Source organism: Streptomyces sp. NPDC005799 (assembly GCF_040630525.1).
Lineage (GTDB): Bacteria > Actinomycetota > Actinomycetes > Streptomycetales > Streptomycetaceae > Streptomyces > Streptomyces griseorubiginosus_B.
On record NZ_JBEXXQ010000011.1, the window covers coordinates 107,534 to 119,764 of the forward strand.

9 protein-coding genes and 2 pseudogenes are annotated in these 12,231 nt (G+C 68.1%); 4 read left to right on the forward strand and 7 right to left on the reverse strand.

Going from position 1 to position 12,231, the window contains the following annotated elements:
- Positions 1–401: 401 nt before the first annotated feature.
- From ABZ453_RS13430 to ABZ453_RS13460, 7 genes and pseudogenes are all read right to left on the reverse strand, one after another.
- Positions 402–1,769 (reverse strand): hypothetical protein, encoded by a 1,368-nt coding sequence (locus tag ABZ453_RS13430; RefSeq protein ID WP_359014633.1) that lies wholly within the window; start codon positions 1,767–1,769, stop codon positions 402–404.
- A 356-nt stretch (positions 1,770–2,125) separates the two neighbouring features.
- Positions 2,126–2,725, reverse strand: coding sequence for a DUF6368 family protein (locus ABZ453_RS13435; protein ID WP_359014635.1), 600 nt, complete (start codon positions 2,723–2,725; stop codon positions 2,126–2,128).
- Positions 2,726–2,903: 178 nt separating this feature from the next.
- Positions 2,904–3,565, reverse strand: a pseudogene (locus tag ABZ453_RS13440) (sigma-70 family RNA polymerase sigma factor).
- Positions 3,566–3,730: 165 nt separating this feature from the next.
- Entirely contained in the window at positions 3,731–4,417 is a 687-nt protein-coding gene (locus ABZ453_RS13445) for a hypothetical protein (RefSeq protein WP_359014637.1), read from the reverse strand.
- A 334-nt stretch (positions 4,418–4,751) separates the two neighbouring features.
- Positions 4,752–5,159, reverse strand: coding sequence for a PIN domain nuclease (locus ABZ453_RS13450; protein WP_359014639.1), 408 nt, complete (start codon positions 5,157–5,159; stop codon positions 4,752–4,754).
- Positions 5,156–5,389 carry a type II toxin-antitoxin system VapB family antitoxin gene (locus ABZ453_RS13455; protein WP_359014641.1) on the reverse strand — a complete coding sequence of 78 codons (234 nt, stop codon included), beginning with the start codon at positions 5,387–5,389 and terminating at the stop codon, positions 5,156–5,158. The genes ABZ453_RS13450 and ABZ453_RS13455 overlap by 4 nt, the downstream gene beginning before the upstream one ends.
- 207 nt (positions 5,390–5,596) lie before the next feature.
- A complete protein-coding gene (locus ABZ453_RS13460; protein ID WP_359014643.1) occupies positions 5,597–6,481 on the reverse strand; it encodes an AraC family transcriptional regulator in 885 nt (294 codons plus the stop codon).
- A 371-nt stretch (positions 6,482–6,852) separates the two neighbouring features.
- On the opposite strand from ABZ453_RS13460, the gene ABZ453_RS13465 reads away from it, so the two are divergent.
- From ABZ453_RS13465 to ABZ453_RS13480, 4 genes and pseudogenes are all read left to right on the forward strand, one after another.
- The gene (locus ABZ453_RS13465) at positions 6,853–9,003 is read left to right on the forward strand and encodes a hydantoinase/oxoprolinase family protein (RefSeq protein ID WP_359014645.1); all 2,151 of its coding nucleotides are present in this window, start codon (positions 6,853–6,855) and stop codon (positions 9,001–9,003) included.
- 20 nt (positions 9,004–9,023) lie between these two features.
- Positions 9,024–11,264: a hydantoinase B/oxoprolinase family protein gene (locus tag ABZ453_RS13470; RefSeq protein ID WP_359014647.1), complete on the forward strand. Its 2,241-nt coding sequence runs from the start codon at positions 9,024–9,026 to the stop codon at positions 11,262–11,264.
- Between the two features lie 24 nt (positions 11,265–11,288).
- The gene (locus ABZ453_RS13475; protein ID WP_359014649.1) at positions 11,289–11,810 is read left to right on the forward strand and encodes an acetone carboxylase subunit gamma; all 522 of its coding nucleotides are present in this window, start codon (positions 11,289–11,291) and stop codon (positions 11,808–11,810) included.
- A 229-nt stretch (positions 11,811–12,039) separates the two neighbouring features.
- A pseudogene (locus ABZ453_RS13480) lies at positions 12,040–12,189 on the forward strand (acetyl-coenzyme A synthetase N-terminal domain-containing protein); the annotation flags it as partial.
- Positions 12,190–12,231: the final 42 nt, after the last annotated feature.

The window sequence follows — 12,231 nt, forward strand, 5'->3', positions numbered from 1 at the left end:
GGTGTCAGGGACACGTCGGTAGGAGTACGTATGTCATGTACGTACGTGTCATCGCCGCCTGTCCGCCGCGATCTCCTGCGCCGTCGTCAGCGGGCCGCAGCCCGGCGCCGCTTCGCCCATTGGTACCTCGGGCGGGTGGAGGGCGCCGAGGCGGCCGCGCGCCGTCCGCTCCGGCGTCCGCGACAGGAGGCGCTGCTGGGGAGCGTCGCGACCGACCGCGGACGAACCGCGGCCGCACCGCTCGGGGCACTGCAGCTACTGCTCAGATGCCCCGGGCCGTAGGCGACAACCCCGATCGCCTGCTCCGCTGCAGATCGGACGGGCCGCACCCGTCCCGAGTGCCGAAGCACCCCAAACCCACCAGGAACCCACGCCCGGTTCGATACACGACCTGCCCGACTTCACGGCAGCAGGCGTTCCACGAGAGCGTTGCACTCCTCGACGAGTCGGCCGCTCACCTGGTCCACCAGGGCGAACGGCTGGAGCCGGAGGGTGATGCCGGCCAGCCAGCCGGCCAGGTCCGTGGCGATCACCGCGCCTCCGGGTCCGGTTTCGAAGGCGGGAATGAGGGCCAGCAGCATCCGGGCCCACGTGGCCCCGAAGTCGTGGAACTGGTAGCGCATGGACAACACCTGGGCCCGGGAGGCCGCGGCGAAGAGGTAGTGCGCCTCGCGCCCGAGGAGGCCGGCGTCGCGCGCACTGTGCGGGTCCGGATCGTCCAGGAGATCGACGGCGAGACCGGCCAGCAACGTCGCCACGGCGGGTGCGGTCTGCTTCTCGCAGCGCAGCGAGGGGACCATGGTTGTCGCCCCGTCCGCCGGGTCGAAGGCGAGGTCTCGCAGCACCGACGGCACCCGGTCGTCCCCGAGTCTGCGTGCCGCGGCTGCCAGTGCGGCGGCGAAGGTCGTCGAAGGCGACCTCTCGGCGCTCCCGGTGTCCTGTCCGGTCAGGGACTGCCAGGCCCGGGTCGCCTCGGCCGTGGTCAGGGGGTCGAGCTCACGGGCCTCCCCGATGAACTCCCCGGCTTCGTCGCCACGACCCGCTTCGCGAAGATTCAGTCCGTGGTGGACGAGCGCGTTCACCAGATGCGCGAGATCCCCAGGGGCGTTCGTCAGGGCCATCGCCCTCGCGGTGTGCACCTCCGTCGCCCCGACGGCGAGGGCGATCTCGGGCCGGCCCTGCTGGATGTGCACGCGCGCCGCGATTCCGGCGGAGCCCCGCAGGTACCGTCCGTGGACGAAGGCCTCTGTCTGTGGGCCCTCGTTGAGCGCTTCGGCTTGGGAAAGGTAGAAGCGGACGGCCCAGTCCGCCGAACAGACGGCGAGGTCACGGTCGCCGTAGTCGTACAGGACGCTCGCGTTGAGGCTGAGCACCCGGGCGAGGTCCAGGCACAAGGGCGAGTCGCTGCTGCCCGCGCCGAGCTCCAGATACGTCATGACCGCCTGGTCCGCCTCGATGACGGCGGAGACCCCGCGCCCCAGATCGGCCAGGACCAACGCCTTGCGCACGTGGACATCGGCGACGAGGGGTCGCATCTCGGGTTCGCCCAGCTCGCCGAGCTCCTCGTAGACGCCTGCGCACTCCGTGAGCGCCGCGAGGGACTCGTCCGGCTGCCCCGCGCTGGCCAGCGTCGAGCCGAGTCCGTACAGGACGCTGCCGAGCATCCGCTTGGCTTCCCGGTCGTCATGGTCCCGCCCGACCAGCAGGTACATCAGCCTCCGGGCCTCCTGCTGGAACGGCACCGCGTCTACCGAGCGCCCAGCGATCATCAACGCCTGCGCCTCGGAGAACAGCTCCCCCACCTGTCGCTGCAGATCCCAGGTCGCAGCGTCCGAGTCCGGATCTCGGTCCGGGTTCGAGGCCGGACCCTCAGGGGACGAACCAGACTTCACCGAACGACGCCACTTCATGTGCCCGCCTCATGTCGAATGACGGAAAACCCGTCGCTTCAGGCACGTCCGGAGACTCATCCGGTACCGGACCCCCCTCTGCGCACCCCCACCCCACCCCCTTCCTCCCCCGTCAACTTCCCTTGAAACAGGGAGGGTTGATGGGCCACAGCCCACGGGGAAGCAGCGTGCCGCACGGTCGGCAGTGCATCATCCGCCGGAGGTCGCGGCCCTCCCTACTTGAGCAACCGGAATCCCGGATGAGCCGCCCACCGGCGCAGAAGTTCCGAGGATCCGAACGTGACGGGGCTGGGGTCGGCCATCTGCGCGATCGCCCCCGGCAAACCCCCCACGACGGCGACCTGCTCCCGGCGCGTCTCCACGCCTGCGACCCCGCCGACGATGTCCATCACCTCGGCGGCGAGCAGGGCCGTCACCACATGATCGACCTGGCCGTTCGACATCGCGATCACGCCCACGTCATGAGTCGGGGCGAACCCGATGAACGGGCGCAGGTCCATGTCCCCGTGCTCCGCGTCGAACATCTCCTCGTCACCGAAGCCCGGCCCGGACACGACCACCGCGAACGGCCGGGATCCGTCACGGTTGCTGTCGACGATCCCCAGACGCTCCGCCACCACACCGAGATCGAACGATCCAGGCCGCCGCTCCTCGAACCAGTCGGACACGCTCACCAGGAACAGGCGAAGCTGATGCAACGCGGAAGCCGGCACAGTGTGCTGCAGCTCGATCCCCACCGAAGGTCCCGCCATGCCAACGAGCCTAAGGGCAATACCAGTGACTCCATGGCCAGGAGCTTGCTGATCCGCCGTCATGAATGCGACCCCGGCGGGTCACCGCGAACAGTTCACGGCGCAGGCGGGCGACGTCGATGCCGGGTCCGGCTGTCTCGCCGCCCATCGGAACAGGCGTTCAGGCCGCAAGGCGCGGGCCCGCCCCAGGGCGAAGGGGGGCCGGGGCCGGCCGCCCCGACACCCCCCGTACCGACCGGGCTCAGACCGCCGCCATCGCTCGGGCGGGCTCCTCCTCCCCCACTGCCTCAAGGGCGTGGGAGGTGCCCCCGTCCGCCAGCAGGTCCATCAGACTCGCCCGGGCACGGGCCACGCGGGAGCGGACCGTGCCGATAGGGCAGTCGCTGACTTCGGCGGCCTCCCCGTACGGAAGCCCGACCATCTGCGTGAGGATGAACGCTTCCCGGCGCTCGTCGGGGAGCGCCGCCAGGAGGTCCAGCAGGGCGATGCCTCGTCGAAGCCGGGCAGGTCGCACGGCTGGGACAGCTCGATGGCCAACTGCCAGTCCGCTACGTCGGACAGGCGCGGGCGGGCGGCGGCGTACCGGTAGCTGTCGATGACGGCCCGTCGGGCGATGGACAGCAGCCAGGTGCGCGCCGAGGAGCGGCCCTCGAAGCGGTGCAGGCTGCCGAGTGCGCGCAGGAACGTGTCCTGGGCGAGGTCTTCCGCGGCCTGCGGGTCGGCGCACAGATGGGCGACGTAACGCTGGACGTCCCGCTGCAGGGCGCGCACGAACTGCTCGACCGCGTTGGCGTCGCCCCTTCCGGCGGCGAGTGCGCAGGCCGTGATCGACTCGTCGAGGGCTGCCGTCTGGTCACCTTTACCGCTTTGGGCGCGCGGGGTGGGCAGGGCAGAGGTAATCACCTGGTGTCCTTCTCGGGATCCGCGATCCGCACCGACGCGCGCAAGGGCACGCGGGCGGTCCGGTGAGTGGGGAGACGGCCTACGGCGCGGTGGCGCTACGGCGCCGGTGCGGTCGTACGGCCGTGTTCCGAGGTGCGCACGGGCAGCCTCGGGATCCAGCTGTCGTCAAGCGACAGCCGTCCCCGCGGGCGGACCCCGAGAGATGAGCGTGTGGACGAGCAGGAGGAGACGCGGCGCCCGGTCCGAGCGGCGGCGCCCCAGGTGCGGGCGGGGGCGCTCCGGGGTGTCCGGCAGAGTGAGCAGCAGCCTCAGTGGTGCGGCCAGCCATCCGGCGACGGCGCGCAGGATACGGAAAGCGGCCTTCTCGCCGTACGCCAGCCACAGCCCGCACAGCAACGCGGCCAGCAGGTGGGCGGCGAACATTCCCGCGGTGGGCGAAGTACCGGCCGCCGCATGCCCCATGTGATCCATGGGGGTCATGTCCATGGAGCCCATGTGCATCGGGCCCATGTGTATCGGGCCCATATGCGTCACGCCCATGTGCATCGGGCCCATGTTGCTCATGCCCATGGATCCCGAGGCCCCGGACGCCTCGGTCGTCGACCGGGCGAGCGAGAACGCCTCATGCAGCGACGTCTGGGTGGCGACCACGACCGCCACGATCAACGGCAGGCCACGCTCCCGGCCCGCCAGGGACCAGCCCACGGCACCGGTCGCGACCACTCCGGCGGTCAGCGCCCAGGCGGGCACGCCGGTACCGGACATCAGGATGTGGCCCAGGGCGGCGAGCAGCACACACACGGCCGCGAACACCGCGGCCCTTACTGTGCGAGAACACCACCCTGCTGTCATGGCGCCTCATCCTCGCATCCGGGCGTCGCTCGTCAGGTGGGGGTACGGATATCCACAGCTACCCCCACTCAATCCACAGCTTGTGATCCAGACCACGCACACGGGCGGGAACTCAGCGGGACTTCGGCCCGACGTTTCTTTGGCCTGCTCTTGCTCCCGGCGGGGTGATGATGTGCGAGGCACTATCCCCGCCGCACGCGGGGACAGCTCGCGGGCCGGGTCGTGCATACCGCAGTCCAGCACGCCGGCCCCGCACACGCCGGAATCGCTCGAAGAGGGCCCCATGCGGTTGCTCTGCCGACAGTCGGCCCCGGGCATGCAGGGTGGTCAGTGGTCAGACTCGTGCGTCTCGCTGCTGAACTTCCTTGAGCACTTCGGCCACCGTCGCGAAGTCATTGTCCACGTGGAGGACAGTGTGCCCATGGTGGACAGCTGTCGCACACACCAACAGGTCGATCGCTCCAGCCGCGCGGTGCTGGCCCCGCTGGGTCAGTTTGTACTGGGCAGTGTCGACCCAACGCCAGGCGTTCTTCGGAACCGGAGAGAGCAAGCAGAGCGCGTCCAGTTCCTCTGCGAGCTCATCCCGATGGGACGGGCTGGTTGCCGAGTAGAGAAATTCGGTCCGCGTCGGCTCGCAGAGGTGGAACACCCCGGCGGCAATGTGTCCCTCCCAGGGACGCAACGCACCTGGCGTGCGAAACAGGTGCCACAGAGCCGAGGTGTCCACCAGATACGTGATCACTCGAAGGCCTCGCGCCGCACACGCTTCTCCGCGTCATGCGCCGCTGCGGCCTGCTCGAACTCACCACGCGCACCCCGCGCGGCCAGCTTCTCCGCAGCCTCAAGCCGCCTGATCCGCGCCACGTAGTCCCGAAGGGCCGTGTTGACGGTCTCCTTCTTCGTCGTGACGCCCATGAGCCGCATGGCCTCGGCCAGCGCCTCGTCGTCGAGATCAATCTGCGTGACGGACATCGGACACCTCCAACATCCACGATGTATGCACTCAGGATACATCACCAACATTGGGCGCGGCCATCGATCACAGACCGAGCCCGCGAGGGCAGCGCGCCGAATGTCGGGGCGTTCCCATGGGCCGCTTCCCACCACAGGGCGGGCCGGCGGAGATCCGCTCGACCTCGACGCGAAATACCGCCTTTCCGAATGCGGTTCCCCGCCGACTCAGCTTTCGGCCCTGAACCTGCCAGGCGTGGTGCCCAGCCTTTGTTGGAAGACGCGTGTCATATGGCTCTGGTCGGAGAAGCCGCACAGAGTGGCGATCTCCCGCAGTGGATTGCTGGTCCGCTGGAGCATGAGCTGGGCCCGGGAGACACGCTGCCTGATGACGAATTCGTGTGGAGTGATCCCCGTGGTCCGCCGGAACCGCCGCGCGAAGTGGTAGCGGCTCAGTCCGATGCAGTCGGCGAGGTCGTCGAGGGAGATGTTGTCGCGCATGTGCGAGCGAATGTATTCCTGAACAGCGCCGATCTGTCGTGTGGTGAGCGTGTCGTTGGGGCTGTGCTCCCTGAACTGCACCTGGGCGTGGCGCCGCAGGATGTGCACGGACAGTTGACAGGACAGGGACTCGATCAGCAGTGGACTGCCCACGTCGCCGTGCGCAGCTTCGGCGGCGATGTGCATGGCCGTGCGGTGGATCGCCGGGTCGCTGGCCCTGAGTACGTCGTGGAGCTCTATGTCCTCTATGTCGCGTTCGTACATCTGACGGCAGGTCGCGGCGAGTTCGTCCTGTGTGAGGTAGACGTGCACGACCTCGATTCCCTCCGGCCAGACCCAGTGGGATTCGGCGGCGCGGGTGAGCAGTGAGACGTCCCCGGGGCCCAGGTGTTCGGTCGACCAGTGGCCATCGAGGCGACGTCGCATGGCCGTGGTTCCGCGACGATAGGCGACGATCATGTAGTCCCGCATCGGGGGGACCTCGACATCGGAGCCGGCGTAGCGGTATCCGCGTACCGACATACCGTCCCAGCCCTGTTCGGGACTGTGCACGGTGAGGCGCCCCGGCACCCAGGTCGGAAGCTCTTCCGGCCTGATCAAGTGTTGCGCCATCGGACTGTCCTCCACGTCGACGTTGACGCTCGGCGACGGGCCGCGCCGCGCGTGTGCGGGGACTCATCGCGTTTCGACGCTAGCGCCTGCGGGCGGTATGCGACAGCTCAGGGTGATTGTCGCGCCCGCCTGTTCAATCCGCTCAGCGGATTCTTCAACGCGTCGAGACGCCCCGTACCTCCAGGACGTGCGAGTCCTTCCATGTCCTCGCGGGCCGTGCGCGTTCTTTCAACAGGGGGGCATTCCTGTTCAAGCCCTTTCGACGGGTTCCGGTGCACCGTTCTCGGCCATCAGGTGGGCGCTCGTACGGCACTGGGCCATCACGTGGCCTCGTACGGCGCCGCAGCTTCCGTTCGATCGGAGATGCACCCGTGACAGCTCAAGACCAATCACCCGGCTCAGGCGAGAGCAACTGGGTCGCCCTGGATGCGGGCGGCACGATGACGGACGCGGTCATCGTCAGCGAGGACGGCCGGTTCCTGGTCGGCAAGTACCTGACCAACAAACAGGACGAATCGGTCAGCTTCATCGGGTCGATCGCCGATGCCGCGAAGAGCGACGGCAGGGACCTGTCCGAGGTGATGCCGCACAGTGAGGTCATTGTCTACGCCGGCACGATCATGCTGAACACGTTGCTCAGCAAGACCGGGTCGACGGTGGGGCTGCTGTTGACCCAGGGCTTCGAGGACTACCTGCTGATGGAGAAGGCCGAGGGCGGCTGGCTGGGGTATCCCTACGCCGACCGGCTGCACACCGTGACCCATCACCACGACGATCCGGTGATCCCGCGGGGGCGGGTGCGTGGCGCGCAGGAACGCATCGACCTGTTCGGCCAGGTCACCGTGCCTCTGCGGGAGGAGGACGTACGGGTCGCCGCGCGGGAGCTGGCGGCCGCCGGGGTCGAGTCGATCGGTGTGATGTTCCTGTTCTCGCACATGAACCCCGTGCACGAGCAGCGCGCTGCGGAGATCATCGCCGAGGAGGCACCCGGCGTCTCGGTGGTGCTGTCCTCGGCGATCGCGCCGACCCACAAGGAGTACACGCGGCTGGCGAGTGTCGTCGCGCAGTCCTATGCCGGGGAGCGGGCACGCAGACACTTCAAGTCGGTGGAGGGCAAGGCGCGTTCGGACGGTTTCCAGCGGGAGGTCTCCACGCTGCTGGCACACGGCGGCACCGTGCCGGTGGACACCCCCCGGCTGTACGAGTCCTATGTGTCCGGTCCAGTCGGCGGTGTGCTGGGCGGACACTACGTCGGGGAGATCCTCGGTTCGGACAACGTGGTCTGCTGCGACATCGGCGGCACCAGCTTCGACGTCGGCATCGTCCGCGACGGCACCATCCCGATCACCCGGGAACCCACCCTGCTGAGCTTCCGCACCAACATCCCGATGATCCACACCGAGTCGATCGGCGCCGGAATGGGCTCGGAACTCGGGATCCACCCGCTGACCGGGAAGCTCACCATCGGGCCACGGAGCGCGGGCTCCGATGTCGGCGCCTGCCTGAACTGGCCGAACCCGACGATCACCGACTGCCACCTGCTGCTCGGCTATCTGGACCCGAACAATTTCCTCGGCGGCGACGTGCCTCTGGACAAGGACGCGGCGCAGGCGGCACTGGAACCCATGGCCAAGCATTTCAAGGTCGGCGTCCTGGAGTTCTGCGAGCGGGCGCATCAGCTGGTCACCGAGTCGATGCGGGAGTTCCTGTCGAACATGCTCCGTGGCCGCGGGTACACCACCGAGGAGTACTCGATGCTGATGTACGGCGGTGGTGGCCCGTTGGGCCTGTCGGGGGTGGTCGACGGGCTGGACTTCAAGGAGATCATCACTTTCCCGTTCGCCGCGGTCTTCTCGGCGTTCGGCGTGCTCTGCGCACCGCGGCGCTACCGCTATCACCAGGCGACCATCGCTGCCTGCCCGCCCGGGGACGACGCTCCCGCCCGCGCGGTCAAGGGCGCGGCGATCGAGGCGATCAACACGGCCTGGGCGTCGTTGGAGGAGCGCGCGCGTCAGGACTTCGCCGTCCACGGCTGGGACTTCGGCGCGGCCAGGCTGAACCGCTCCGCCTATGTGCGCTTCACCAACCAGCTGTCGGACTTCGAGGTCCCCTGGGACGGTGAGCGGCTGAAGTCGATCGACGACCTGCACGAGCTGATGCGCGGCTACGAGCGGGTCTACACCAGCATCTATCCGAAGCAGGCGCTGTACTCCGAAGTCGGCTACCAGATCCTGGAGTTGGCTCTCTCCGCGGACCTCGAGACCCCCAAGCCGGCCATCCCGGTGCTCGACCTGCACGGCAGGACCCCGCCTTCGTCGGCCCTCAAGGGAGTCCGACCGGGCCACTGGAGGGGCGAGGACATCACCTTCCGGATCTACGAGATGGACGAGCTGCAGGCCGGCAACGTCGTGGACGGCCCCGCGGTGATCGAGCACCCGGCGACCACGCTGCTCGTCCCGCCCACCCATCACGTCGAGTTCGACAGCCGCCGCCTCATCCACTACCGCGCCGGTCAGGCCTGACTTCACCGAGGAGACGAACCATGGCCACGGAAAAGCCGACGCTGCTCGAGCAGCTGCAACGCAGCGAGCAGCTCTTCGAAGATACCGGTCACTATCAGGGACTGACCGAGCTGACCCACCTCGAAGCCGACCCGCTGCAGTTCGAGTCGTTCCACTCACGGCTGCTCTCGACCATCATCTCGACGCGCGAGACGATGAAGTACATCGCCTCCTCCCCCGCGGTCCGGGACTTCGAGGAGTTCGTGATCGGGCTCTACACCCCTGAGGGCGACGCCATCGCCCTGTCCAGCGGGATCATGGTGCACGTCCACACCCTGTCCGAGTTCATCAAGTTCATGATCAAGAACGGGTACGAGGACAACCCGAAGATCCGGCCTGGGGACATCTTCGAGAACAACGAGGTGTGGGCCGGCGGCGTACACACGCCTGACGTCATGACGGTCATCCCGGTCTTCCACGGCGACGAGCTCATCGCCTGGGTCGGAGCGGTCGCCCACGAACTGGAGGCGGGCACCTACGAGGGACCAGGCATGTCGGTGCTCACCCCGGACCGTTACGGCGAGGGTCTGCACATCAGCGCGGAGAAGGTCGGTGAGGACGACCACTTCCGCCACGACTACATGCTACGGCTGCGCATGGGCCTCAGGAACGCCAACTGGTGGATCCTCGACGACAAGGCCAAACTGTCGGGCTGCCTGATGGTCCGTGACGCGCTCACCGCGATCATCGACGAGTTCGGCCTGGACTACTACCAGCAGGCCACGAAGGAACTGATCGAGGAAGGCCGCCGGGAGTTCCTCAAGCGGGTCCGTACGACGATGGTGCCGGGCACCTACCGCGGGCTGACCATGCCGGTGCACAAGCGCAGCCACGTGCCGTTCGTGCACCCGCTGGCCAAGAACGACTTCATCGACCTGGTGCGCCAGGAGATGACGGTCACCGGTGAGGGCCGCATCGAACTCGACTACGAGGGTTCGACCGGCTGGAGCTTCCACCCGTTCAACTGCGCCCCGGGCCCGATGAACGGCGGATTCTGGATCACCCTCACCCAACTGCTCAACTACGACGGCCGGGTCAACGACGGCGCGTATCTGGCGGTCAAGCAGTACCTGCCCGAGGGATCAATCGTCAACGCCAACTACCAGGGCGTGGCCACCTCACTGGCCTGGTGGACCCTCATCCCGATCTTCGCCAACGTCTGGCGGCTGATGGGAATCAGCTGGTACGCCAGGGGATTCACCGAGGAGATCCTGATGTCGACCCCGACCTGCATGGTGGGGGTCACCGGTTTCGACCAGTTCGGCGGGCCGACCGGCTACAACAACTTCGAGATGGCGGGCGAGAGCTTCGGCGCCCGCGGTGTCGCCGACGGCATGGACTGCGGCAGTCCGATCTGGAACTCGGAAGGCATCCAGGGCGATGCCGAGGTCTGGGAGCTGACCGGTCCCAACGTCTACCTCGGCCGCAGCTTCATCCCCGACCACCAGGGCTACGGCCGGTTCCGCGGCGGATCCGGCTGGCAGTCGCTGTGGATGGTCAAGGGCTCCGACGTGGTCAACGTGACCCTGTCCGGATCCGGATGCATGAACGGCGGGGTGTTCCACAAGGGACTCTTCGGCGGCTACCCGCCGGCGGGCTGGAAGTGCCTGTGGGCCACCGGAACCAACATCCCCGACCTCGTCGCCCGCGGCGAAAAGCTGCCCTCCAGTCTCGAGGAGGCCGAGCGCATGCTGCTGGACGGCACGATCACCGCCGAGGACTGGTATTGCGGTCCGGACAACCAGTGGTCACCGAACCTGCGGGAAGGCGACCTGTTCGGCGTGCTGTACTACGGCGGCGCGGGCTACGGCGACCCGCTGGAACGCGAGGCTCCCGCCATCGAGAGGGACCTCGCCAACGGGCTGATGACCACTCAGGGCGCGCGTGCCGCCTACGGCTACACCGGCTCCGACACGGACACGGAAGCCGAACGCGAGCGGCGGCGGCAGGCCCGGCTGGCCGAGTCCGTCCCCGCCTCCGAGTGGTGGGCGGCCGAACACGACCGCGCCGCCGCGGGCGAGGTCTCCGACATGGTGCACCACGCCTTCGCCCGCTCGGCGAAACTGTCCGACGCCCTCGTCACCCAGTACAAGGCCTTCTGGCAGCTCGATCAATTCCCCTACACCGAGACCGGCGAGCCGAACTTCTCCGCCCCGGCCCCCGTCGGCTTCTTCTACCCGAGCTCGTCCAGCCGCCCGCGGCCCGACGCGACCGCCTCCTGACACCTCCGGAAAGAGGGCAGCACCATGACCATCGCCGACGACCGCTCCCCCGTCTCCGGCCAGGAGACGACGACCGCCCTGGTGCAGCGCAAGCTGTCCTGGGAGGAACTGCTCGGGCTCATGCGGGCCCCGAAGGACGAGTCCCGCTTCGCCGAAACGCTCGTCGCGCTGCAGCAACTCGTCGACTGGGACGAGCAGATCCTGCTCCCGCTCGGGGAGAACCTGTTCATCGTCGCCAAAGACGGCAGGGCCATCGTCAAGACGAAGGCCGGCGCCGAGCTCGGCCCCTGGAACGGGAACTGGAAGATGAACTGCCGGGTGATCGTCCGGCGCACCCGCGAGGACTTCCTGGAGATCTACCCCGAGGAACACCTCACCATCGATCCCGAGCTCGTCGAGATCCGCGAGTTCCTGTGCCCTGTGAGCGGCACACTCCTGGACGTCGACTGCGTGCCGCCGACCTTTCCGGTGGAGGTCGACTTCACACCCGACCTGGAGACGTTCTACACCGAATGGCTCGGCCGCGACCTGCCCGTGACGCTGTAGGACCCGGGCCGACGGGGCGCTCTCCCCTCCCCCGCCGGCCCGTTCCGTTTCTGCCCCGACGCAGCGCGTCCGGGCGCCTGGAGTTGGAAAGGCGACGACGCAGAAACCCGACACCAACACCGACCTGCTGTGGAGCCCGGATCCTGAAACCGCCGCCGGCTCCAACATCTCCGCCTTCATCCGATGGCTCGGGAACACGCGCGGCCTGTCGTTCGCCGACTACGCCGACCTGTGGCGATGGAGCACGACGGACCTGCCCGCGTTCTGGTCCGCCGTCTGGCAGTACTACGGCCTCGATGAGGTCACCCCCTACGACGAGGTACTGGCCGGCCCGGTCATGCCCGGAGCCCAATGGTTCACCGGAGCCCGGATCAACTTCGCCGAGCGATGCCTCGGACATCCCTCGACACATCGCTCGGCC